The 24,528-nt window shown below is 63.1% G+C and carries 19 protein-coding genes; 9 read left to right on the top strand and 10 right to left on the bottom strand.

Going from position 1 to position 24,528, the window contains the following annotated elements:
• Positions 1–179: 179 nt before the first annotated feature.
• Positions 180–4,880: a fibronectin type III domain-containing protein gene (locus tag I7X13_RS18055; RefSeq protein WP_198076552.1), complete on the top strand. Its 4,701-nt coding sequence runs from the start codon at positions 180–182 to the stop codon at positions 4,878–4,880.
• Positions 4,881–5,109: 229 nt separating this feature from the next.
• Here I7X13_RS18055 and I7X13_RS18050 read toward each other — a convergent pair whose 3' ends face one another.
• Positions 5,110–6,111 (bottom strand): sugar phosphate nucleotidyltransferase, encoded by a 1,002-nt coding sequence (locus I7X13_RS18050; RefSeq protein ID WP_198069805.1) that lies wholly within the window; start codon positions 6,109–6,111, stop codon positions 5,110–5,112.
• Positions 6,112–6,313: 202 nt separating this feature from the next.
• Between I7X13_RS18050 and I7X13_RS18045 the strand changes: the two genes are divergently transcribed.
• From I7X13_RS18045 to I7X13_RS18035, 3 genes are all read left to right on the top strand, one after another.
• Positions 6,314–6,892 (top strand): LemA family protein, encoded by a 579-nt coding sequence (locus I7X13_RS18045; RefSeq protein WP_198069806.1) that lies wholly within the window; start codon positions 6,314–6,316, stop codon positions 6,890–6,892.
• Positions 6,893–6,998: 106 nt separating this feature from the next.
• Positions 6,999–7,457, top strand: a complete 459-nt coding sequence (locus tag I7X13_RS18040; protein ID WP_198069807.1) for a TPM domain-containing protein — start codon at positions 6,999–7,001, stop codon at positions 7,455–7,457.
• Positions 7,454–8,311 carry a TPM domain-containing protein gene (locus tag I7X13_RS18035; RefSeq protein ID WP_233454842.1) on the top strand — a complete coding sequence of 286 codons (858 nt, stop codon included), beginning with the start codon at positions 7,454–7,456 and terminating at the stop codon, positions 8,309–8,311. Before I7X13_RS18040 ends, I7X13_RS18035 begins: the two co-directional genes overlap by 4 nt.
• A gap of 73 nt (positions 8,312–8,384) precedes the next feature.
• On the opposite strand, the gene I7X13_RS18030 is transcribed toward I7X13_RS18035, so the two are convergent.
• Positions 8,385–9,023 (bottom strand): DUF1684 domain-containing protein, encoded by a 639-nt coding sequence (locus I7X13_RS18030; protein ID WP_198076551.1) that lies wholly within the window; start codon positions 9,021–9,023, stop codon positions 8,385–8,387.
• A gap of 153 nt (positions 9,024–9,176) precedes the next feature.
• Here I7X13_RS18030 and I7X13_RS18025 point away from each other — a divergent pair, with 153 nt between their 5' ends.
• Positions 9,177–9,356 (top strand): hypothetical protein, encoded by a 180-nt coding sequence (locus tag I7X13_RS18025; RefSeq protein ID WP_198069810.1) that lies wholly within the window; start codon positions 9,177–9,179, stop codon positions 9,354–9,356.
• Between the two features lie 77 nt (positions 9,357–9,433).
• Here I7X13_RS18025 and I7X13_RS18020 read toward each other — a convergent pair whose 3' ends face one another.
• The 5 genes from I7X13_RS18020 to I7X13_RS18000 form a co-directional block, all read right to left on the bottom strand.
• Positions 9,434–10,108, bottom strand: a complete 675-nt coding sequence (locus tag I7X13_RS18020; protein WP_198069811.1) for a sterol desaturase family protein — start codon at positions 10,106–10,108, stop codon at positions 9,434–9,436.
• Between the two features lie 36 nt (positions 10,109–10,144).
• On the bottom strand, positions 10,145–10,744 hold the full coding sequence (locus I7X13_RS18015) for a shikimate kinase (RefSeq protein WP_198076550.1): 600 nt from the start codon (positions 10,742–10,744) through the stop codon (positions 10,145–10,147).
• A gap of 121 nt (positions 10,745–10,865) precedes the next feature.
• Positions 10,866–11,924 carry an ABC transporter permease gene (locus tag I7X13_RS18010; protein ID WP_198076549.1) on the bottom strand — a complete coding sequence of 353 codons (1,059 nt, stop codon included), beginning with the start codon at positions 11,922–11,924 and terminating at the stop codon, positions 10,866–10,868.
• A 3-nt stretch (positions 11,925–11,927) separates the two neighbouring features.
• Positions 11,928–13,097: a BT_3928 family protein gene (locus tag I7X13_RS18005; protein WP_198069814.1), complete on the bottom strand. Its 1,170-nt coding sequence runs from the start codon at positions 13,095–13,097 to the stop codon at positions 11,928–11,930.
• 96 nt (positions 13,098–13,193) lie between these two features.
• Positions 13,194–13,730, bottom strand: coding sequence for a DUF1599 domain-containing protein (locus I7X13_RS18000; protein WP_198076548.1), 537 nt, complete (start codon positions 13,728–13,730; stop codon positions 13,194–13,196).
• Between the two features lie 111 nt (positions 13,731–13,841).
• Between I7X13_RS18000 and folP the strand changes: the two genes are divergently transcribed.
• The 3 genes from folP to I7X13_RS17985 all read left to right on the top strand — a co-directional run bounded on the left by folP (position 13,842) and on the right by I7X13_RS17985 (position 20,461).
• Positions 13,842–14,720 (top strand): dihydropteroate synthase, encoded by an 879-nt coding sequence (gene folP / locus I7X13_RS17995; protein WP_198076547.1) that lies wholly within the window; start codon positions 13,842–13,844, stop codon positions 14,718–14,720.
• Positions 14,721–14,872: 152 nt separating this feature from the next.
• Positions 14,873–15,706, top strand: coding sequence for a diadenylate cyclase CdaA (gene cdaA, locus I7X13_RS17990; protein WP_198069817.1), 834 nt, complete (start codon positions 14,873–14,875; stop codon positions 15,704–15,706).
• Positions 15,707–16,051: 345 nt separating this feature from the next.
• A complete protein-coding gene (locus I7X13_RS17985) occupies positions 16,052–20,461 on the top strand; it encodes a beta strand repeat-containing protein (RefSeq protein WP_198076546.1) in 4,410 nt (1,469 codons plus the stop codon).
• 101 nt (positions 20,462–20,562) lie between these two features.
• Here I7X13_RS17985 and kbl read toward each other — a convergent pair whose 3' ends face one another.
• From kbl to I7X13_RS17970, 3 genes are all read right to left on the bottom strand, one after another.
• The gene (gene kbl, locus I7X13_RS17980; protein WP_198076545.1) at positions 20,563–21,759 is read right to left on the bottom strand and encodes a glycine C-acetyltransferase; all 1,197 of its coding nucleotides are present in this window, start codon (positions 21,757–21,759) and stop codon (positions 20,563–20,565) included.
• Positions 21,760–21,838: 79 nt separating this feature from the next.
• Positions 21,839–22,912 carry a patatin-like phospholipase family protein gene (locus tag I7X13_RS17975; protein ID WP_198076544.1) on the bottom strand — a complete coding sequence of 358 codons (1,074 nt, stop codon included), beginning with the start codon at positions 22,910–22,912 and terminating at the stop codon, positions 21,839–21,841.
• A 42-nt stretch (positions 22,913–22,954) separates the two neighbouring features.
• The gene (locus tag I7X13_RS17970) at positions 22,955–23,392 is read right to left on the bottom strand and encodes a BLUF domain-containing protein (protein ID WP_198069822.1); all 438 of its coding nucleotides are present in this window, start codon (positions 23,390–23,392) and stop codon (positions 22,955–22,957) included.
• A 143-nt stretch (positions 23,393–23,535) separates the two neighbouring features.
• On the opposite strand from I7X13_RS17970, the gene I7X13_RS17965 reads away from it, so the two are divergent.
• Positions 23,536–24,528, top strand: a complete 993-nt coding sequence (locus I7X13_RS17965) for an NAD-dependent epimerase/dehydratase family protein (RefSeq protein WP_198076543.1) — start codon at positions 23,536–23,538, stop codon at positions 24,526–24,528.

Here is a 24,528-nt window from a genome sequence, read left to right as displayed (position 1 = left end):
CAGCAGAGAGCCCCAATTGGACCTGTCAAGCGAATAAGACGTGCACATGGTAAGCTGAACAATGAACAATTATTACTTAGTTTAGCACATAAATGGGCTTTCGATAATTCAAGGCCCTGCAATGCCGCAATTAATCCTGACTATTTCACCTTTTCCTTTTTTTCTTTTCATTTTTTAGTATGACAAAACCTATACGTTCCATTCCTAAACTGAAGCGTTGGGCACTGTTGCTCGGCGGTTTGCTTGGAGCCAGCTTTGCCCAAGGTCAGGCGCTCAACTACACCACGACCAGTGCGGCCAACGTGTCCGGCACTTTCACCGACCTGGGCTCCGCCGGCACGGCCATCAGCACGGCTAACACCGACGACGCCAACTCGACGGCGCAAAACATCGGCTTCACCTTCAGCTTCAACGGGGCTTCGTTCACCCAGTTTGTGCTGAATACCAACGGGCTGATACGTCTCGGCAACGCGACCCCCTCGGCGGCCAACATCTTCCTCACCGGTGAAACCGGGCAAGCCACCGGCATCGACCCGATTAGCAGCACTAGCACGGCCGACGTGAACCTGGTGATGCCGTTCAACTTCGACCTGACGGCGGGCACGGGCACCCCCGAGTATCGGGTGTCCACCTCCGGCACGGCGCCCAACCAGGTGTGTACAATTCAGTGGAAAAACGTGAGCGACAAGTCAGGCACCTCGCGCCTGAGCCAGTACGCCAACTTCGCATTCCAGGTCAAGCTCTACCAAACCAGCAACCGCATTGAATTCGTGTACGGTACGGCTACGCCTTCCACCAACACGGCTATTTCGCGTTTCCCCACCGTGGGCATTAAGGGTTCGGGCGCTGGCAACGGCCAAACGGTGCTGGCGAGCAAGTCCACCGGCGCCGCCGCCTGGTCCACCACCACGTTCATCACGGGGGCCTACACCAGCTCCACCCATAACTTCAACTCGACGGCGCTGCCCGACGCGGGCCGCACCTACCGCTTCGACACCGGCACGCCGGTGACGCCCACCGGGCCCGCCAACGACGATTGCGCCGGGGCCATCACCCTGACGCCGGCCGCTACCTGTACGCCCACCACGGGCACTACCGTGGGCGCTACGCAGTCGCAGGCGCCCATTGTCTGTGGTAGCTATACGGGTAATTCCGACGACGACGTGTGGTATAGGTTCGTGGCCACGGCTACCTCTCACACCGTGACGGTGGTGGGCAGCGCCAGCTTCGACGCCGTGGTAGATGTACGTAGCGGCACCTGCGCCAGCAGCACCAACATCGGCTGCGCCGATGCCACCACGGCCGGGGGCACCGAAACGGCCACGCTCACCGGCCTCACCGTGGGCAGCACCTACTACGTGCGCGTGTACTCCTACGACACGGCAATGGATACTTTCACCATCTGCGTGACACTCCCGGTGGCTGGTCCGGCCAACGACAATCCGACCGGCGCCATTGCCCTGGCGGTAGGCAGCACTTGCACGCCCACCAACGGCACCAACGCCGGTGCCACCACCACCACGGCCAACGGCTACGCCAACCCCGGCACCTGCGGCATTGCTGTCAATCCCAAAGATGTGTGGTATTCCTTCACCACGCTGGCCGGCCAAACGGCGGCAACGGTGACGGTGACCGGCAACCCCGCGGGCCTGGTGCGCGTGTTCTCGGCCACCAGCAACGCGGGCCCTTTCACGCAGGTGAGCTGCTCGGCCGGCACCGCCAACAACACGGTGGCCGGTCCGGTAGCCCTGGCGGGCCTCACCCCCAATACCACGTACTACATCTCGGTGGCTGGCTACGGCTCGGCTGACACGCAAGGTGCCTTCACCATCTGCGTAACCAACGGCAGCACTGCCACGACCTGCGCCGGCGTGACCAACGTGGCCACCGCCAACCCCACCTCGACGGCCGCGGCCTCGGCGGTGAACATCACCTTTACGCCCGCCGCCGGTGCGACCGACTACACCGTCACGCTGAACACTACGGGCGGTACCGGCACTCCGGCTTCGGGCAACATTACGGGAAGCCCGCTGCCCCTGACGGGTCTGACGCCTAACACGTCTTACACCATCACCATCACGACGAATTGCTCGAACGGTGGCACGTCGAGCCCCGTCACGTTTGTGTTCACCTCGCCGGCCGCCTCCACGGCCACCCCGCCGGCCAACGACAACTGCTCGGGCGCCATCGCCCTGACGTCGGGCACCACCTGCACGCCCACCACGGGCACTACCGTGGGCGCTACGCAGTCGCAGGCGCCCATTGCCTGCGGTGGCTATACGGGTAATTCCGACGACGACGTGTGGTACTCGTTTGTGGCTTCGGCCACTTCGCACACCGTGACGGTAACGGGCAATGGCACCTTCGATGCCGTGGTAGATGTACGTAGCGGCACCTGCGCCAGCAGCACCAACATCGGCTGCGCCGATGCCACCACGGCCGGCGGCATTGAAACGGCCACGCTCACCGGTCTCACCGTGGGCAGCACTTACTACGTGCGCGTGTACTCCTACGACGCCGGCACGACGGGCACCTTCACCATCTGCGTGACGGGTGGCAGCGGCGGCGGTACCACCTGCGCCGGCGTGACCGGGGCCACCGTGACCAACAATGGCGGCACCGCCACCACGGCTTCGGCCATCCTCACGTTTACGGCCGCGGCCGGTGCTACCAACTACACCCTCACGCTGAACACGACTGCCGGCGGGGGCACGCCCACGACCGGTACCCTGGCCGGCTCGCCCATCAACCTGACGGGCCTCACCCCCAACACGTCGTACACGGTGACGATTGTGACCAACTGCGCCAACGGCGGTACTTCGACCCCGGTAACCGTGGTGTTTACCTCGGGCGCCGCCGTGCCCCCGCCGGCCAACGACAACCCGACCGGTGCCATTGCCCTGACGGTAAGCAGCACCTGCGCGCCCACCAACGGCACCAACGCGGGGGCCACCACCACCACGGCCAACGGCTACGCCAACCCCGGCACCTGCGGCATTGCCACGGCGCCCAAGGACGTGTGGTACTCCTTCACCACGCTGGCCGGCCAGACGGCGGCAACGGTGACGGTGACGGGCAACCCCGCCGGCCTGGTGCGCGTGTTCTCGGCCGCCAGCAACGCCGGCCCCTTCACGCAGGTGAGCTGCTCGGCCGGTAACACCAACAACACGGTGGCCGGGCCGGTGAGCCTGACGGGCCTCACCGGCAATACGACCTACTACATCTCGGTGGCCGGCTACGGCTCGAACGATACGCAAGGCGCTTTCACCATCTGCGTGACGGGCACCGCGCCCTGCTTAGCCCCGGCGGCGCTGGCGGCGGGCAGCATCACCACCACCGGCGCTACCCTCACCTTTACCCCGGCTACGGGCGCTGGCAGCTACACCGTGACCTACACCCCCACCGGCGGCACGGCTCAAACGCAAACCGCTACGGGCTCGCCGGTAGTTCTCACCGGCCTGGCCTCGGGCACGGCCTACACGGTAAGCGTGGTGACGAACTGCGGCGGTGGCCAGACTTCAACGGCGGCCACCACTACCTTCACCACCCTGACGCCCTGCACGGCCGTAACCAGCTTGGCTACGAGCAACGTGACCACCACCAGCGCCACGCTCACCTTCACGGGGGCCAGCGCGGGTACCAGCTACACCGTGACCTACACCCCCGCCGGCGGCACGGCCCAGACCCAGACGGCCACCGGCTCGCCGGTGACCCTGGCCAACCTGACACCTGGCACGGCCTACACGGTAAGCGTGGTGACCAACTGCGGCAGCCAGGTTTCGCCCTCGGCCAGCGCCACCTTCACCACCCTCACCCCCTGCGTGGCCGTGACCGGCCTGACGGCGGGCAGCATCAGCACCACCGGCGCCACCCTCACCTTCACGGCGCCGACGGCCGGTGCTACGGGCTACGTTGTGACCTACACCCCCACCGGCGGCACGGCTCAGACGCAAACCGCTACGGGCTCGCCGGTGGTGCTCACCGGCTTGGCCTCGGGCACGACCTACACCGTGAGCGTGGTGACGAGCTGTGGCGGTGGCCAGACTTCGGCCGCTACCACCACCACCTTCACCACGCTGGCGCCCTGCACGGCTGTAACCGGCCTGACGGCCGGTAGCATCACGGCTACTGGCGCAACGCTGACCTTTACGGGGGCCAGCGCGGGCACCAGCTACACCGTGACCTACACCCCCGCTGGCGGCACGGCCCAGACCCAGACGGCCACCGGCTCGCCGGTGACCCTGACCGGCTTGCAGGCTGGCAAGCAATACTCGGTGAGCGTGGTGACGAACTGCGGCGGCGGCCAGACCTCGACGGCGGCCACCACCACCTTCACCACCCTGGCTCCGGCTCCGACCAGCGCCGTGGTGTCTGGCATCACCAGTACGGGTGCCACCATCGCCTTCACGGCCGCTACGGGAGCTACCAACTACACCGTGACCTACACCCGCGCCGGCGGCACGGCCCAGACCGTGACCGTCACCGGCTCGCCGGTTGTGCTGACGGGCCTGGCACCGGGCGGTAGCTACACCATAACCATTGTGGCCAACTACCCGGGCGGCGGCACGTCCAGCCCGCTGACCGTGACGTTCAACACGGTGCTGGCGGCCCGCACCGCCCTGGGCGGCGGCGAGCTGGCGGTGTACCCCAACCCGGCCCGCCAGTCCTTCACCGTGAGCCTGCCGGCCCTGGGCGCAGCCCGCACCGCGCAGGTGGAGCTGGTGAGCGTGCTCGGCCAGACCATCAGCCGCCAGACCGTGGGCCTGACGGCCGGCGGTACCCGCGTGCCGTTCGACGCCACGGGCCTGCCCACCGGCGTCTACGCGGTGCGCGTGCAGGTGAACGGCGAAACGGCCGTCATCCGCCTGGTGCTCGAATAGCGAGGCGCTGACTTGAAAAAAGGCCCTGCCGGTACACTGGCAGGGCCTTTTTTTGTTGGGGTGTTCCCGATGAGCCCCGGGGTGGTGCCCTCACCCCAAGCCCCGGTTCGCCTGAAGCGGAAGCCCGGGGAAAAGGGTGCCAGGCGCGGGAATCCTTGAACGCAGCCTCTTTCTATTGGGAAATGCGCGTCAAGCATTTCTTAGGGGGATGGGGAGGTTCTCCGTACCCTCAGCTGTAGTCAATTTCCGTGTTGTCGCCAATATTCAGCGAATGGTTCATGCCCCGAAACGAGGCATCCGAGCCCACGATGCAGTCGTGCATCACCGCCGCCCGCAGCTCCGAGTAGCTGCCGATGATGGAGTCGCTCAGAATGCAGTTTTTGACAATGGTTTTGTCGCCGATGGCTACGTTGGGGCCGATGATGGAGTGCGAAATCTGGCAGCCGCGCCCGATGCTAACCGGCGGAATAATCACGGCATCGGGGTAGTCAGAATAGTTTTGGTTGTCCAAAAACTCGGGGCGGTTGAGCAGGCGGGCGTTGGCTTCGAGCAGGGTTTCCTTGCGGCCGCAGTCAAACCAGTTGTCCACTGGGCAAGTCGTCATCGCCTCGCCCTCCTCGATGAGGTGCATCAGCGCATCGGTGAGCTGAAACTCGCCGTGGGTCCGCACGTCCGAGTCGATGAGCCATTCCAGGGCCTGGGCCAATTTTTCGGGGTAGGCCAGCTTGTAGAGGCCCACCATGGCGAAGTTTGATTTCGGAATTTTGGGCTTTTCCACCACCTTATTTACCCGGCCGCTGCTACCGGTTTCCACCAGCCCGAACATGCTGGGGGTTTTCACCTCCTTCACGGCCAGCACCGAGCCGGGCGTGGCCATGAGGGCGGCCAAGTCCACGTCCACGATGGTGTCGCCGAGCATGATGAGCACACCGTCGGGGTCGTGGCGAAATTCCTCGCGGGCCAGCCACAGGGCGTGGCCAATGCCCTCGCGCGGCTCCTGCACCACGAACGTGGCCTTGAGCCCAGGGTACTGGCGGCGCACGTAGCTCACGATTTTATCGCCCAGGTAGCCCACGATGAACACGAACTCGGTAAAGCCGGCGGCCTGCAGGCGGTCGATGATGTGGCCCAGAATGGTGTTGCCAGCCACCGGCACCAGGCTTTTGGGCTGGGTGTGGGTGTGGGGGCGCAGGCGCGAGCCAATGCCGGCAACGGGAATAACAGCTTTCATGCAACGGGGCTGTGTAATGAAGAAGGCGGGGGGACGATAAAAGAAGGCGTTCGGGCCAGCTAAGCAGCAAGCTACAACCACTAGGGCTAAGCTGCGTACTTTGCCCCAAATCCGGTACCCAACCGGGGCGGCGGCCACAGGTTTTGCCAACGCACTATTACCAACCCCGAATACCCTTCATTAACACCCTTCACAACCCATCATGAAACGCTTTCTTCTCTATTTCGCGGGCCTGGCCCTGTTGCTCACCCAGTCGTCGTGCGGCTACAACGGCATGGTGACGCGCGACCAGGCCGTGAAGGCCCAGGCCGGCAATGTGCAAAGCGCCTACCAGCGCCGCAACGACCTCATCGGCAACCTGGTGAACACCGTGAAAGGTGCTGCCAAATTCGAGCAGGGCACGCTGACCAGTGTCATCGAGGCCCGCGCCAAAGCCACCAGCGTGCAGCTGAACGCCAACGACCTGACGCCCGAAAACATCAAGAAATTCCAGGATGCCCAGAGCCAGGTTTCGGCCGGGCTGGGCCGCCTGCTGGCCGTGTCCGAAAACTACCCCGACCTGAAGGCCAACGCCAACTTCCAGGAACTGCAGGCCCAGATTGAGGGTACCGAAAACCGCATCAACGTGGAGCGCAACAAGTTCAACGCCGTCACCAACGACTACAATACGTTCACCCGTTCGTTCCCGAACAACCTGTTTGCCGGCATGTTTGGCTTCCCGCCCAAGCCTTATTTCGAGGCCGACCCGGCCGCCAGCAAGGCCCCGACCGTTCAATTTTAAATCAGTTATCAGTTAACAGTGAGCAGTGAACAACTGGGGTGCTTGCCGCCTCCGATTCGTATGGCAGTCTGCTCACTGTTAACTGCTCACTGTTAACTGATACAAAATGACTTCCCCCCTTACTCCCGCCCAGGATGCGGCTTTGGTGGCCGCCATCCGGCAAGCCGAAATCACCACTTCCGGTGAAATCCGGGTGCACCTCGAAGACACCTGCCCCACGCCCGAGCCGCTGGACCGCGCCGCCCAGGTGTTCGGCGAGCTGAACATGCACAAAACCGCCGCCCGCAACGGCGTGCTGTTTTACCTGGCCTGGCAGAGCCGGCAGTTTGCCGTGGTGGGCGACTCGGCCATCAATGCTGCCGTGCCCGACGACTTCTGGGAAACCACCAAAGAGGCCGTGCTCGACCAGTTTCGGCACGAAAACTACGTGCTGGGGCTGGAGCGCGGCATTAGAATGGTGGGCGAGCAGCTGAAGCGCTACTTTCCCTACGACGCCGCCACTGACCAGAACGAGCTGGACGATTCCATTTCTTTTGGCGGTCAAAAGCCGTCTTCCGACGCATGAAAAATTCCGTGGCTACTGCCAGGATGTCGACTTTGTTCCGCTTCCCCCTGCTGAAACCAGGCGTGTCAAGAGCATGGTGGCCGATGCTGCTGTTGTTGCTTGGGCTGGTATCGGCCCTGAGCAGCGCGGCCCAGAACATTCCACCGCGGCCCAATCCTCCGCGTCTCGTCAACGACCTGGCCGGGCTGATGCAGGGCAGCGAAGCCGACCAGCTGGAGCGGAAGCTGGTGGCGTACAACGACAGTACCTCATCGCAAATCGCCGTGGTCACCGTGCCCACGCTTGATGGCGACGACATTGCTGACTACGCCCAGAAGCTGTACGAAGGCTGGGGCATTGGCCGCAAGGGCAAGAACAACGGCATTCTAATTCTGGTGGCAAAGCAGGAGCACACTGCCCGCATCCAGACCGGCTACGGCCTGGAAGGCGCCGTACCCGATGCCCTAGCCAAGCGCATCATCAGCAACACGCTGGTGCCAGCCTTTCGCCAGAACCAGTATTATGCCGGCCTCGACCGGGCCACCGACCAGCTCATTGCCCTGGCCAAAGGCGAGTACCAGGCCGACCCCGCCGACGCTCAGCGCCAGGACCGGGGCGACCGCACCGGCTCGGGCTTTCCGTTCTGGATTATTATCCTCGTGATGGTCATTGTGTTCACTATGATACGCAACCGGGGCGGTGGCGGCGGGCGCGGCAACCGGGGCTTTGGCGGCGGCTTTGTTCCGCCCATCATCTTTGGCGGCGGCTTCGGCGGAGGTGGCGGCGGCTGGGGAGGCGGTGGCGGCGGAGGTGGCGGCTTCGGCGGTTTTGGCGGCGGTAGCAGCGGCGGTGGCGGCGCCAGCGGCAGCTGGTAAAGCCTCAGTAAATGCTAAAAAAGACAAGGCCCCGCATCAATGCAGGGCCTTGTCTTTTTCGGTGTGCGTCGGGTTAATGGTCGCTGCGAACCCCGGCCGGAATGGCAATGGCCAGCCGGTTCTCAGCGGGTGGTACCGGGCAGGAGTAGCCGTGGTTGTAGGCGCAGGACGGGTTGTAGGCCCGGTTAAAGTCCAGCGCCAAAGTCTTGGTGCCCGCCGGTGGAATGCGCAGGTCGATGTAGCGGCCCCCGCCATAGCTGCCGTGCCCGTTGGTGAGGTCAGTGAACGGTACGAACAGATAATCCTCCAGTCCGGGCCGTTTCAGCAGTTCCTGGTTTTGGTACACGCTCAGGTGCTGGGGCTGGCCGTTCAGCACGAAGCGCAGCTCGCCATACTTGCGGTACATAGGGCGCCGGGCAGTGCTGGTTTCCATGGCAAAGGGCCGGGAAGTAGAATCGCGCACCAGCGTAGCTTCCACGTAATAGCTGTAATCGGTTGGGAAAAAAGGCAGAGAAGTAAATGCCTGTTGTTCAGCCGGCGTGAGCGGCGACTCCTGCGGGTCGTGGAATTCCTTGTTCAGGGCCGTCTGAAATTCCAGCACACTCTGCTGATGGGCAGCAGCCGTGAGGTGAGTGGCAACAGCGGGTGCTTGTGCGGCCACCGCTACGGGCAACAGCACTGCCAGGCAGACCGGCAGAAGGAAACGATTCATGCGCCAAATCTACCGCAGAAGCCTCCAAAAGTCCGGCCGTCAACCACAGCAACCGGCCCGGTCTCAACCTTTTTGGCGTAGGCACAGTATCAGGCCTAACCCGGTAGCCAGCGCGCTACGCGGCTTTCACCTCCCTTCTTTTTCTTTCACGCCATGAATGCTTCCCGTTTTACCCTCTTTCTTTTTCTCAGCGTGATGGCTACTGCGCTGACCGGCTGTGAAGTCATCGGCGACATTTTCAAAGCCGGCGCTTACACGGGCATTATTGCCGTATTCATCGTGGTGGCACTGCTGTTCTTCATCGTGAGTAAAATGCGTGGCCCGCGCCCCTAACTCAGCGCGTAAGACTCACAAAAAAGCGCGGCTCCCTGACAGGAGCCGCGCTTTTTTGTGTCTTGCAATGGAAAAAGCTAGGCGTTTTTCTTGCTGGGCATGGTGCCGATGATGTGGTCCCAGAGCGTGCTGCTCACGCCGAAAGCCACTTCGTCTTGCCGATAGTGGTGCTGGCTGTGGTGCGTCCACCACACTTTCAGGAAGTTCTTGGGCGGCGAGTAGGCATGAATGGCATAGTGCACAAACAGGTACATGGCGTACCCGAACGTGAAGCCCGACAGCAGCCCAAACGCATACGAGCCAAAGCTGAAGCGGAAAATGAAAAACAGCAGCGACGCCACAAACACCGTGATGATGGGCGGCATGGCCAGCCGGGTCTTATCCTTGGGGTACTCGTGGTGCACGCCGTGCATGGTGTACTGAAACTTGGCGCGGCCCGGCGTGGTGGCCGGAATGTGGTACACGTAGCGGTGCACCAGGTATTCTACCAGCGTGAAAGCCAGCAGCCCCACCAAAAACAGCCCCAAAGCGGCCACGCCCGTCATGAAGCCATGCGTGAGGCCATAATACATGCTGATAATGCCCGTAGCGGCGAAAATGCCCACCGGCAGTGCAATGTGCGTGTGCGAAAGCCGCTCCAGCACCGGGTTTTGGAAGAGCTGCGCCGAGCCTTTGTGCTTGGGCCGTACGGGCGCTACGGTAGGGGTAGAACCCTCGTTTACAGCCGGTTCTTCGGTGGATACTGATTGCATAGGGGTAACAAACGTCGAACGAATCAATTAACAAAATTACGATGCGGGCGGCAATGTGGCGGGAAGGGCAAATCCGGCCCCCGCCAATTGGGCTACTACGGCCGGCAGCGTGCAGGCCGCTCCGCACCGCAGCCGCGCCTGGGCATAAAACTTACTTCGGGCGGCAAGAGTTTCGCGCAGCCAGGCTTCGGCGCCGCCGGCAGCAGCCAGCAGGGGGCGTTTGGCTACTTCCTCGGGGGGCAGGCGGGCGGCTAGCGCTTCGATGGGCACATCGAGCCAGAGCGTGGGGCCGGCCTGGTTGAGCAGCGCCATGTTGTCGTGAAAGCACGGCGTACCGCCACCCGTGGCCAGCACCAGCGGCGGGCCGGCGTGGGCCAGTGCATCGCGCAGCACTGCCGCTTCCACAGCCCGGAAGCTGGCTTCGCCGTCTTCGACAAAAATGGCGCGCACGCTGCGGCCGGTGCGGGCTTCAATGGCCACATCTAGGTCCAGAAACGGGCGGTTGAAGTGCGCGGCCAGTTGGCGGCCGAGCGTGGTTTTGCCCGCGCCGGGCAGGCCCACCAGGCTCAAATGCCCGGAGCCGCCGCGAGAAATAATGGTGTCGGAGAGGAGGGGCAATTTCTTATTGTCTGTCATCCTGAGCAGAGCGAAGGACCTTATCACGGCCTTATTATTTGAATTACTGCAAACCGTTCAGTGGTGATAGGGTCCTTCGCAAGCTCAGGATGACAGGCCATTTCCTCGAATGCCGAACGCGCTAACTCAGTTTCACGCGCGGGTCGAGCACGGCGTAGAGGACATCCACAATAATATTTATTAGCACGAATAATGCGGCTACAAACAGCGTCGACCCCATTACTACCGGGAAATCGAGGTTTTCAACGGCGCGTAGCGTCACGGTGCCCAGACCCTTCCAGTTGAAGATGTATTCGATGAAAAACGCACCTGCCATGAGCGAGGCCAGCCAGCCCGATACAGCCGTGACCACCGGGTTCAGGGCATTGCGCAGGGCGTGGTGCAGCACCGTAGCCGTGCGGCTCAGCCCCTTGGCCCGTGCCGTGCGGATGTAGTCCTGGCTCAGCACATCGAGCATGCTGGAGCGCGTGAGCTGCGTGATGATGGCCAGCGGCCGGATGCCCAGCGCCACGGCCGGCAGCAGCAAATTGCGCAGCACCAGGTGCCGCTCGCCCGTGAAAGGGTCCGTTTCATACAGTTGGCCGGTGAGGCTCAGCCCGGTCCAGTGGCTCCAGTAGAAGCCGAAGGTGACGGCAATGAGAATGGCCGCCACGAACGACGGCACCGAAATGCCCAGCACCGAGGTGCTCACCAGCACCCTGTCGAGCCACGACTGGGGCCGCAGCGCCGCCACCACGCCAAAGGCCACGCCGCCCACGCTGGCAATGAGCATGGCCGCCAGCGCCAGCCACATGGTGCCGGGGAAATAATCGAGCAGAATGCGCAGCACGTCCTTGTTGCTCTGGAAGGAGCGGCGCAGGTAGGGCGTTTTCAGTACCAAGGCTTTGCTGCCCAGCGGCAGCACCGCGAAACCGCCGTAGCGGGCGCGGCCGGCCGAGTCGGCGGGGTGCAGGCCGAGCGGCGAAATGTCGTTGAGGTAACCCACCAGGCGGGCGGGCAGGGGCTGGTCGAGGCCGAGGTCGGCGGTGATGGCGGCTTTGGTGGCCAGGTCGGAGCGCTGGCCGGCCAGCAGGGCAGCGGGGTCGCCGGGCAGCACGTTGAAGAGCAGAAACACCGTGCAGGCCACGCCCACCAGCACGAGTACGCCCTGGCCCAGGCGACGGAGGATAAAGGCGAGCATAACCTACTCCTTCAGCACTTTTTCCACCTGCCACAGCGCCGGAATGTCGTGGTAGTGGTATTTGGCTTTTACCACGCCGTTTTGCAGCACCATAAGGCCGGGATTGGAGCGGATGATGGATTTGAGCACTGTGGCATCGGCGAAATAGTAGGCGCCGGGCAGGTTCACGTCGTGGCGGAACGAGTCGAACTTGGCCGCGCTGGTGCTGGTGATGGTGAGCGGCGTGATGTTGCGGCGCGATTTGGCAGCCGCGTCCATCAGGGCGTTGATGGCCGTGAACCGGTCGCGGTCGGCCTTATTGGTGTTCTGCACAATGAGCACCAGCTTGCTGCCTTTCAGCAGCTCCTGGGTGTAGGAGTTGCCGTTGACGTCCGAAACCTCAAAATCGGTAATGACCGGGGTAGAGGTTTTGGGGTTCAGCGATTCCATGGACTGATATTTCCAGGTGGTATCGGTGGGGTAGGCGTCGAAGGTTTTGGTTTCGCCGTTGCGCGTCATGGTGTAGCGGTACTGGGCGGGCTCGGCGGGCTTCATCAGCTTGCCAATGTCGTTGCCGACTTTGTAGGGTAGGAAATCGAAGTAGGGCAGGTGGCCCAGTGCCCGCACCCCAATGCCGATAGCAATGGCCGTGGCAAACGTCATGACCATAATCCCGAAGGTGCCCGTGACGAAGGAGTGCCGCAAAAACCGCTGGTGCATAAACACCACCAGCCACAGCACCAGCAGGAACATGTCTTTGGCAAACGAGGTCCAGGGCGTGAGCTTGATGAAATCGCCGAAGCAGCCGCAGTCTGTTACCTTATTGAATGCCGCCGAATAGAAGGTGAGGAAGGCGAAGAACACCAGCAGCCCCAGCAGCACCCACAGCGTGATGCGCAGGTGCCAGCGCAGCAGCAGTGCCACGCCCAGAATGACTTCGAGCGAGCTGAGCAGGATGGACAGCGTGCGCGAAAATTCTTTGAACCAGAGGAAGAAGCCTTCCAGCGCGGGCACCGAAACGGCAAACACCTCGAAGTATTCTTCCAGCTTGTAGGCCGTGCCCACCGGGTCGTTCAGCTTAATCAGGCCCGAAAAAATGAACAGCGCGCCCAGCAAAAACCAGCACACGCGGGTGATGGTGCGCAACAAATGAGGGGCCGGCGCGACGGCCGGAGCAGAGCTAGTTGGAGACATAAAAACAAAGGTAAGCCGGTGGCAAAACGCAGGGGCCAGGTGTGGGGTTATGAGGCGATAAGTAAGAACGTCAGGTAGAGTGCACCATCACAGATGCTACCCTTCGCCCCGCAAAATCAGCGCAAATACGGCGTAGTTCAGCATGTCGCGGTAGCTGCCTTCCACGCTCTCGCTCACCAGCGCCGCCCCGCCAATGTCTTCGAGCTGCTTCACGCGGTGCAGCTTCATCAGAATCAGGTCGGTGATACTGGCCACGCGCATTTGCCGCCAGGCTTCGCCGTAGTCGTGGTTTTTGGCCAGCAGCAGGCGGCGGTTTTCGGCAGCTTCGTGGTCGTAGGCGAGGGCCACGGCCTCCGGCGTCATGTCGAGCGGCGTGTCCTTCGGCAGGTGCAGTTGCATCAGGGCAATGAGGCAGTAGTTGATGATAGCCACGAACTCCTCGTTCACGTCATCGGCCACTAGCTGCACGCCGGTTTCCTGAATGGTCCGGATGCGGTTGGCCTTGATAAAAATCTGGTCCGTGACCGAAGGCAGGCGCAAAATGCGCCACGCCGTGCCATAATCGTGGGTTTTGGCCAGAAAGAGGGTGCGGCAGCGGGCCAGCAGCAGGTCGTAGTGTTCGGGAGTTTGCAAGGAGTGACTGAGTGAGGGAGTGACTGAGTGAATGAAGTAGCAGCGCCTTCACGGCCGCAAGTTCGCTTCGGACATTGGATATTGAGCCCGCAACGCCCCCCGCCTCGCTCTATGTCCCTTCCCCTCCAGTCACTCAGTCACTCAGCCGCTCAATCACTCCTCAGCCCCCACGGCCGCCTGCTCAATTTGCGCCGCCCGCAGGTGATGGGAATCCTCAACCTCACGCCCGATTCCTTCTTCGCCGGTAGCCGCGTGGCTTCGGAAAAAGACCTGCTGGCCCGCGCCGAAGCCATGTTGCAGGCCGGCGCCGCCGTGCTCGACCTCGGCGCCTACAGCACCCGTCCCGGAGCCGAAGACATTTCGGCCGAAGAAGAAACCCGCCGCCTGCTGCCCGCCGTGGAGGCCTTGCGCCGGGAATTCCCGCAGGCCTTTGTCTCCGCCGATACCTTCCGGGCCGGTGTGGCCGAAGCCGCCGTGCAGGCCGGGGCCGACTTGGTGAACGACGTGGGCGGCGGCCTGCTCGACAAAGAAATGTTTGCCACCGTGGCCCGTCTGCGCGTGCCCTACGTGCTGATGCACCTGCGCGGCACGCCCCAAACCATGGCCAAGCTAACGCACTACGAAGACGACTTGGTGCTCACCCTGCTGCGCTACTTCCGCGACGGCCTGGCGGCCCTGCGCACCCTGGGCGTAACCGATGTGCTGCTCGACCCCGGCTTCGGCTTTGCCAAAACGGCCGCCCAAAGCCACGAGCTGCTGCGCCGCCTGCCCGAACTGCAGGCGCTGGGCCTGCCCGTGCTGGCCGCCCTCTCGCGCAAGCGCATGGTGTACGGCCCCCTCGGCCTCGGCCCCGAAACGGCCCTCAACGGCACCACGGCCCTGCACATGGTGGCCCTGCAGGGCGGCGCGAAGCTATTGCGGGCCCACGACGTGGCCGAAGCCCATCAAACCATACAATTATTTGCCAATACCTTTCCAATGGCGGAATAAAGGCCGTAATTTGAAGGGCGTTTGTCATCCTGAGCTTGCGAAGGACCTTATCACGTCCGGGCCGGTTGAACTTACTGCAACCAGTTCGGCGGTGATAAGGTCCTTTGCAAGCTTAGGATGAAAAGCGTCTTCTCATTCTCCCCACCCACCCGATGACCGGCCCATTCCCCATCAATTTCCTGCATTTCGGCTGGATTGACGCGGCCGATGTATTGCTGGTGACGGTGCTGCTCTACCAGCTCTACAAGCTGTTGCGCGGCTCGGTGGCGCTGAATGTGGCGCTGGGGCTGGTGTCGTTCTACCTGCTGTACTTGGTGGTGAAGGCCACCGGCATGGAGCTGCTCACCAAGATTCTGGGGCAGTTTATGAGCGTGGGCGTGCTGGCCAGCATCATTTTATTTCAGCAGGAAATCCGGCGGTTTTTGCTGAATGTGGGCAAAGCCACGGCCCTGGAGCGGATGCGCGGCTGGGCCTGGGGCCGCCCCGCCGAGGTGGCCCCGCTGCCCATCAGCCCTTTCGTGGAGGCCGCCAAAAGCCTATCCAACAAGTACACCGGCGCGCTTATCTGCTTCACGCAGGCCTCCGACCTCACGGCTTTCGCCGAATCCGGCGACCGGCTCGATGCCGAAATCAGCAAGCGCCTGCTGCTCTCCATTTTCAACAAGACCAGTCCCCTGCACGATGGGGCCGTGATTGTATCCAACGGCCGCCTGCGGGCCGCTCGCTGCATCCTGCCTGTGAGCGAAAACCCCGACGTGCCCGCCTCCCTCGGCCTGCGCCACCGCGCCGCCATTGGCCTGAGCGAAATCACCGACGCCGTGGTGCTCGTGGTGAGCGAAGAAACCGGGGCCATGAGCCTCGTGCGCCACGGCGAAGTATTCCGCAATCTGGGCTCTGGCGAGTTGCGCGCCCGCCTGAACGAGTGGCTCCTGGCCCCGGCTCCCAACGCCGCCAATGCCTCGCGCAAAGCCGAAGCCGCTGCTTAGCGGCCCGTTCCGGCCGCGGGATAGGGGCAACGCGGCAAAATCATTTTAACAACCGTATTTGATTGTTAATCAAATAATAATATTACAGTATGGGGCCGGGTGATTTCGCCCGCTGCCAGCGGCCGATTAGGTTTCTGAGCTTTTCGTTTTTACTTTTCTCGTAGCGTTCTGTACTGTGCCTTTATTAGGCAGTTGTGTTTTGGTGCGATTCACCCACCGCCCTTGTAAGCAAAGTCCGACTGCCGACCAACTTCGGAACGGTTTCTAGACGCTGCGCCACCACCCGATTTTTTCGTTCATTCCCCTTTTTCACCCCCGTATTCATTCTTTTTACCCTTTTGTCTTATGCACAAAACAATACTCCGCGAGCAGCAGGGGTTGCTGCTCCGTGCCCTGTCATCACCAAAGCGGTTCACGCGCCTGTTTGGCGCCGGGCTTCTGCTCTTGGGTGGCCTAGGGGCGCAGGCCCAAACCACCACGGTCTTCAACGAAGATTTTGAAGGCGCCACCAACAGCTTCACGCTCGTAAACGGCACCGTGGTCAACCAATGGGCGGTGGGCACGGCCGGCGGCAATGGCCCGACCACTACGGGCACCAAATCGGCTTACATCAGCAACGACGCGGGCGTGAGCAACGCGTACACCATCACGTCGTCGTCGTTTGTGCACATGTACCGCGATGTGACCGTGGCTGCTGGCCAGGGCAACATTCAGCTGAGCTTCGACTGGAAAGCCGGGGGCGAAAGCATCTACGACTACATCCTGGTGCAGGTGGCTCCCACCTCGTTTACGCCGGTAGCCGGCACCACGCTGAGCACCGCCGGTGTCACCGTGCTGGCCCAGCTCAACCTGCAAACGGCCTTTGGCCGCACCACGATTCAACTGCCGGGCAGCCTTGCCGGCAGCACCCAGCGCCTGATTTTTTCCTGGCGCAATGACGGCACGGGCGGTGTGCAGCCCCCGGCCACGATTGACAACATTTCGGTAACCAGCCGCGTGGCAGTTCCCATCAGCGGGGCTTACACCATCAACAGCGCCCTGCCCACGGCCGGCACCAACTTCACCAGCTTCACCGATGCGGCGAACCGCCTGAACCAGGACGGCATCAGCGGCCCGGTGACCTTCACGGTTTCGGGCGGCCCCTACACCGAGCAGTTTTTGCTGAACGATGTGAACGGCGTGAGCGCCACCAACACCATTGTGGTGAACGGCGGCGGGCGCACCATCCAGTATGCCTCCACCAACAGCTCGCAGCGGGCCGTGGTGCAGCTTAATGGCACCGACTACACCACCATCAACAACCTGAACATTGACGCCACGGGCGGCACCGGGGCATCGCCGGCGGCCACTTACGGCTACGGCGTGCTGCTGACCAATGCGGCCGACAACGACCGCATCACCAACAACACCATTAACGCGGACATCGCCACCACGTCGAGCAACTTTGCGGGCATTGTGGTGAACGGCTCGACGACCAGTGCCACCACCAGCGGCAACTCGGCCAACAACCTGACCATTCAGGGCAACACCATCAACGGCGGCTACTACGGCATCACGCTGTATGGCAACTCCACGACTTCGCTGAACACGGGCAACGTGGTACAGAACAACAACGTGCGCGACTTCTATACCTACGGCATTTACTCGGGGTATCAGGACGGTGCCCGGTTCATCGGCAACGACGTGAGCCGCGCCCTGCGCACCAACCCCAGCACGTTCTACGGCCTCTACTCCTTCGGCTCGTCGCGCAGCCAGGCCATCGAGAAAAACCGCCTGCACGACCCGTTCACGGGCAACCCCACTTCGACCAATACCATCTACGGCATCTATCTGGCCACCAGCACCGGGGCCACGGCCACTACCACCAACGACGTGGTGAACAACGTGCTGTACAACATCAACGGCGCGGGCACACAGTACCTCATCTACAATTCGGGCGCTGCTTTCAGCCGCATCTACAACAACAGCATCAACGCGGACGACCAGTCGACCAACACCAACACCCTCTACGGCATCTACAACTCCGGCGCCAGCACCGAGGTGAAGAACAACGTGGTGAGCATCACCCGGGCCGGTACGGGCACCAAGTACGGCCTGTACTACTCGACGGCCCCGACCAGCAGCAACTACAACGACATCTATGTGCCCAACGGCAACGTGGGCTACTACAGCTCGGCCCTCGTAACGCTGGCCAACCTGCAGGCCGCCAACAGTGGTGCGTTCGACCAGAACAGCATCTCCGCCGACCCGGTATTTGTGGGGGCCAGTACCGGCAACCTGCTGCCCAGCAACGTGCTGCTGAATAACGCCGGCACGCCGCTCACCCGCGTGACCGACGACATCACGGGCGCAACCCGCGGTGCAACGCCCGACCTGGGCGCTTACGAGTTTACGCCGGTAGCCGTGGACGTGGCTCCGGTGGCCCTGCTGGGCCCCGCTACGGGCACGAGCTGCTACAGCGCCGCCGAGGCGGTGATTGTGCAGATTCGCAACGCCGGTACTTCGACCCTCAACTTCGCCACCACGCCGGCTACGGTATCGGTAGTGGTTACGCTGCCCGGCGGCACCACCCAAACCTTCCCCGGCACCGTGAGCACGGGCACCCTGGCCAGCGGCGCTACCCTGAACGTGACCCTGACCGGCACGCTGAACATGACCGCGCTGGGCACCTACTCGTTTGCCGTGACGGCTACCGTAGTGGGCGATGCCAACACGACCAACAACGTGCTGACCCCCGCTGCTACCCGCACGGTCGTAGCTCCGGTGGCCGGCGTGCTTTCGCCCGCTACCTTCAACATCTGCGTGAGCGGCACCGCTTCGCTGACCCTGACCGGCGCTGCCAACGGTAGCCTCCAGTACCAGAGCAGCACCAGCGCCACTGGCACCTTCACGGACATTGCCGGTGCTACCTCGGCTACGTACACCACGCCCGTGCTCAACAGCACCACCTATTACCGCGTGCGCAGCACCTGCAACACCAACGTGGTGTACAGTAACGTGGCCGCTATCACGGTGAACAACCCGCAGATTACGGCGGCTCCCTCGCCGCTCAGCACCTGCGCGGGCGGCACGGCTACGCTTTCGGCCACGGTACCCACGGGTATTTCGGTGCGCTACTTCGCGGCGGCTACCGGCGGCACGGCTATCGGCACCGGCAACCCCTTCGTGACCCCAGCCCTCACGGCTAACACCACCTACTACGCTGAGGCCTTCGCAGGCGGCACCGAAAACGTGGGCAAGACCCTGACCAACGGCACCGACGGTACCAATACCGGCGGTGGCTTGTACTTCACCACCACTGGCCCCACTACCATTGCTACCGTGACGGTGTACCGCACGGCCAACGCAGCGGCTGGTACGGCTACCATCAACCTGCTCTCGGGCAGCACGACCAGCACGACGGGTGCCCTGGCTACCATTACGGTGCCAGTACCGGCCAACACCACGGCCACGGTGTCGCCCACGGTGCTCACGCTGAATTTCGCCGTGCCCGCCGCCGGTAGCTACACGCTGTACCTGAGCGCCGCTACGCCGGCCCTGATTCGGGACTACACCTCGGCCGTGCCGGCCACCACGTACCCCTACACCTCGCCTAGCGGCACGGTGAGCATCACGGGCGCTACGTTGTCCTCGTACTATTATTTCTTCTACAACTGGCAGATTGGCTCGGAGTGCATCGGTGCTTCGCGCACCCCGATTGTGGTTAACGTGACGCCGGGCCTGGTGGCTTCGCTGCCGGTGGCCGCCGCTACCAGCTGCGGCCGCAACCCCTACCAGCTGGCCGGCACCATCGCCGGTTCGGCCACGGGCGCTACCTACACCACCAGCGGCACGGGCACGTTCTCGCCCAATGCCACCACGCTGAACGCAACCTACACGCCCTCGGCCGCCGACGTAACCGCCGGCACCGTGACCCTCACCCTGACGCCCACCGGCCCCACGGCCTCGTGCACCTCGACGGGCCGGGTAGTGCTGACGCTGGCTACGCCGCCGAACGCGGCCTTCAGCTACCCCGCTGGCACGTATTGCACGGGCTCGACCACGCCGGTGCTGCCGGTGCTGGCCCCCGGCGCGGTGGCCGGTACGTTCTCGACCACGGGCCTGGGCCTGAGCGTGGACCCGACCACGGGCGCTATCAACCTGGCCACGGCCACCAGCGACGGCACCTACACCATCCTCAACACGGTGGCTACGTCGGGCGCTTGCAGCGGCACATCGTCCAGCACCACCATCACCATCAACTTCGGGGTGGTAACGCCCACGCTCACCTCGACGCCCCAGGGCGGTGGGGTATTGCTGAGCACGCCGGCCCTGGCCGGGGTTACCTACCAGTTCTTCCGCAACGGCATTCCCGTGACCACGGCTCCTGGCACCAGCAACACGCTGCTGCTCCAGCCCGGTGCCCAGAATGGCAACTATACCGTGGTGGTGACTTCGGCCTCGGGTTGCTCGTCGGCCCCGTCCAACGCCATTTCGGTGACGGTGACCGGTACGCAAACGGCTTCGCTCACGGGTGTGAGCCTGCTGGTGTACCCCAACCCCACGCCCAACGGCAGCCTCACGCTGGAGCTGCGCGGCCCCCGCGCCACGGCGTCGCAGCTGACCGTGCTGAACTCGCTGGGCCAGGTGGTGCACACCAGCACCATCGCCGCCGGCTCAGCCTCGCTGAACCTCGGCCATCTGGCTTCGGGCGTGTACACCTTCCGCGTGAAAACCACCGAAGGCGTGCTGACCCAGCGCGTGGTACGCGAATAGCGTAGCGCCTCGCGCCAACTGAAAAGCCCCGCTGGCAGCTGCCAGCGGGGCTTTTTTTGTAGCTAATGAAACAGCTTCAGCGACTGACTGAGCCGGCGGGTTTATTTCAACACTTCCAGCTCTTTGCCCACTTTGGTGAAAGCAGCAATGGCTTTGTCCAGATGCTCGCGCTCGTGGCCGGCGCTGAGCTGCACCCGGATGCGGGCTTTGCCCTGCGGCACCACGGGGTAGTAGAAGCCCACCACGTAAATGCCCTCCTTAAGCATACGGGCCGCGAATTCCTGGGCCAGCTTGGCATCGTAGAGCATGACGGGTACGATGGGATGCTCGCCGGGCGTGATGTCGAAGCCGGCGGCCGTCATCTTTTCGCGGAAGTATTTGGTGTTCTCTTCGAGCTTATCGCGCAACGCGGTGCTTTCCGTCAGCAGCTCCAGCACGCGCAGGCTGGCGCCCACAATGGCCGGGGCCAGCGTGTTGGAGAACAGGTAGGGGCGGCTGCGCTGGCGCAGCATGTCGATGATTTCCTTGCGGCCCGAGGTGAAGCCGCCCATGGCCCCGCCCAGCGCCTTGCCCAGCGTGCCGGTGATGATGTCGACGCGGCCCATCACGTTGCGGTACTCGTGGGTGCCGCGCCCCGTTTTACCGAGGAAGCCCGACGAGTGGCATTCGTCCACCATCACCAGGGCTTGGTATTTGTCGGCGAGGTCGCAGATTTTGTCGAGCTGCGCGATGGTGCCGTCCATCGAAAACGAGCCGTCGGTGACGATGATGCGGTGGCGCGTGCCTTTGGCCACGGCGTCCTGGAGCTGTTTTTCCAGGTCGGCCATGTCGTTGTGGGCGTAGCGGTAGCGCTGGGCCTTGCACAGGCGCACGCCGTCGATGATGCTGGCGTGGTTCAGGGCATCCGAAATAATGGCGTCCTGCTCGTTGAACAGCGGCTCGAAAACCCCGCCGTTGGCATCGAAAGCAGCGGCGTAGAGGATGGTGTCCTCGGTGCCCAGAAACTCGGCCAGCTTGGCCTCCAATTCCTTGTGAATATCCTGCGTGCCGCAGATGAAGCGCACCGAACTCATGCCGTAGCCGTGCGTGTCGATGGCTTCCTTGGCGGCTTTGATGACCTCGGGGTGTGAGCTCAGACCCAGGTAGTTGTTGGCGCAGAAGTTCAGCACTTCGCCGGCTTCGTTGGTTTCAATTTCGGCGCCCTGGGGCGAGGTAATGATGCGCTCCTTCTTAAAAAGGCCGGCATCTTTGATTTCCTGAAGCTGCTGGGTGAGGTCGGGCTGGAGAGTGGCGTACATATGGTGGTGGGTTGGTGGATGTATTATATGGTGGGCTGTCGGTAGTCATCCTGAACGCAGCGAAGGATGACAGACGGATTTAGTGATTAAAAAAAGCCTGCGCGCCCTTCCTTCCGCTGTCCATCAGCTGCTTTTTTTGGGCGTCCGAAATCCGTTTGATTTTGGGGCTGAAGTTCAGGAAGTCGATGCTGATGGTGCGTTGCCAGTCGGTGGGCTGCACGGGGTTGAGGTTTTCGAGGGCTACGGTATAGAGGGCGCCCATGTAAGTGTTAAAATCGATGATGTCGTAGGGAGCAAGCTGCTGACGGCCGGCGGGCGCGCCGTCCAGCGGAATCTGCTCGGCGCGGTCGAGACGCAGGCCCAGGGTTTCGGGATTGAAAACGTGGCCCCGGGCATCGGGCGGACCGGTGAAGCCGGCGGGTAGGTAGCGCGGGAAGTCGAACAAATCGACGGGGTAGTTGGCCAGCAGGCCGCCATCGACGAGCACCTGCACGGGCTGGCCGGGCGTGGGCGTACCGGTTATCACCTTGTTCTCGGCATCGAGCAGCACCGCCCGGAAGTAGAGCGGAATGCTCATGCTGATGCGCACGGCATCGGCCACGCGCATGGTGGGGGTGGTTTCGTGGCTGAACACCTGCACGCGCTGCTGGGTGAGGTTGGTGCCCGTGGTGTAGAGGTCGCGGAAGTGGGTAGGCTCTTTGAGAGCCAGCGCGTGTAGCTCGCCCAGCGTGAGGTGGGCGTTCTGGGTTTTGCGGGCCACCAGCTCGCTGAGATAAGTGCTGAACTCGTCGCCGCGGTACCAGCCGTATTCCTTCACCAGCCGGTGCGTGCCCCCGAAGAAGATGAACCGGCCGTCGTTGAGGCGCTGTACGGGCGTGGCGTTCACCACGTCGATGATTTCCTGGGCCGAGTAGCCTACTGCCAGCAGCGCCGCCTGAATGGCCCCGGCCGAGGTGCCGCCCACCCGCGTGAGGCCTGCCAGCACGCCGCGCTGCTCCAGCTCCAGCAAGGCCCCGCCGTAGGCAATGCCCCGAATACCACCGCCTTCCATCACGAGGTTGCGGTAGCGTGGGCGGGCGGGTGCCTGGGCGCAAACCGCCGTGCTGCCCAGCAGCCAGATTCCAAAAAATAAGAACAGCAAATGCCCTTTCATGGCACCAAAGATACCGCCGGGCGTTAGCCGAGCCGCCGGGCGCTATTGGTCCTGGGCGCGGCCCTGGGCAAAGCTGTGCAGCAGCTGCGCCACTTCCTGGGGCGGGTGCGGCGCGTGGCCGGGGGCCGCCGCCAGCGGCAGGAAGCCGGTGATTTTTTCCAGGGCTTTGGCGTCGGCCGGTGCGTAGGCCATGCGCCAGTCGGGGAAGGCGCGCTCCGTGATGGGGCCGTAGGCCAGGGTGCGCACGGCGTAGTGGCGCGGGTCGGCTTTGATGCGGGCGTAGAGCTGGCTCAGGGCGGGCTCGGGGCCTTCGAGCACCTGCATAAATTCGCCCTTGGCATACAGCAGCAGGCCGCCGAGGCGGGTGCGCTCGTTGTGCAGACGGGCCTTGCGCAGCAGCGGCGGCAGCGTCACTTCGTGCACCGCCCGCGAGGCCTGGCTGCGGTAAATCAGGGTGTAAAGCGTGGGTCGGGGTGGCATGGCGTGAGTCGGGGTTGGTGTAACTAAGGCGCTCCAACACCGTTGTGGGCAAAACCGTGCCCGCCTCCACGGCCCGGCTACGGCCGCCCCGGTATCTTTGCAGCCCAATTCCCACTCCCACCACCTCAACCCGACCCCCGCGCATGGCCACCACTCCCGGCGACACTGAAACTTCTGTATTACCCGGCTCCGTGCTGGTCATCGGCGCCTGCGGCCAGCTGGGCCTCGAACTGGTGGCCGCCCTGCGCCAGCGCTACGAGCCCCACCTGGTAGTTGCCGCCGACGTGCGCCCGCCCAAAAATCCGGAATTGCTGGCTGGCGGCCCCTTCGAGCTGCTCGACGTGCTCGACCGCACCCGCCTCGACAAGCTCATCCGCCAGTACCGCCCCAAGCAGATTTATCACCTCGCCGCCCTGCTCTCGGCCACGGCGGAGAAGAACCCGCTGTTCGGCTGGCAGCTGAACATGGACGGACTGCTCATCGTGCTAGAAGCGGCTGTGGCCCACGGTGTGGCCCAGGTGTACTGGCCCAGCTCCATTGCTGTGTTCGGGCCGGATACCCCGCGTGATAACACGCCCCAGGTCACCATCATGAACCCCAACACGGTGTATGGCATCAGCAAGCTGGCCGGCGAGCAGTGGTGCGAATGGTACCACCGCAAGCACGGCCTCGACGTGCGCAGCCTGCGCTACCCCGGCCTCATCGGCTACAAGAGCCTGCCTGGCGGCGGCACCACCGACTACGCCGTCGACATCTACCACAAGGCCGTGGCCGGCGAAAACTACGAGTGCTTCCTCGAAGAAGACACGTATTTGCCGATGATGTACATGCCCGATGCGCTGAAGGCCACGCTGGACCTCATGCACGCTCCAGCCGAGCAAATCAAAGTCCGCACCAGCTACAATCTGGGCGCGATGAGCTTCTCGCCGGCCGAAATCACGGCCAGCATCCAGAAGCATGTCCCCGACTTCGAAGTAACCTACAAGCCCGACGGCCGCCAGCAGATTGCCAACTCCTGGCCTGCCAGCATCGACGACTCCAAAGCCCGGCAGGACTGGGGCTGGCAGCCCGATTTCGACCTGGATAAGATGACGGCCGATATGCTACTGCATTTGAAGGAAATGCAGCCGGCTTAG

Source organism: Hymenobacter negativus, from assembly GCF_016056375.1.
Classification (GTDB): Bacteria; Bacteroidota; Bacteroidia; order Cytophagales; family Hymenobacteraceae; genus Hymenobacter; species Hymenobacter negativus_A.
This window is presented reverse-complemented; position numbering and strand designations above follow the sequence as displayed.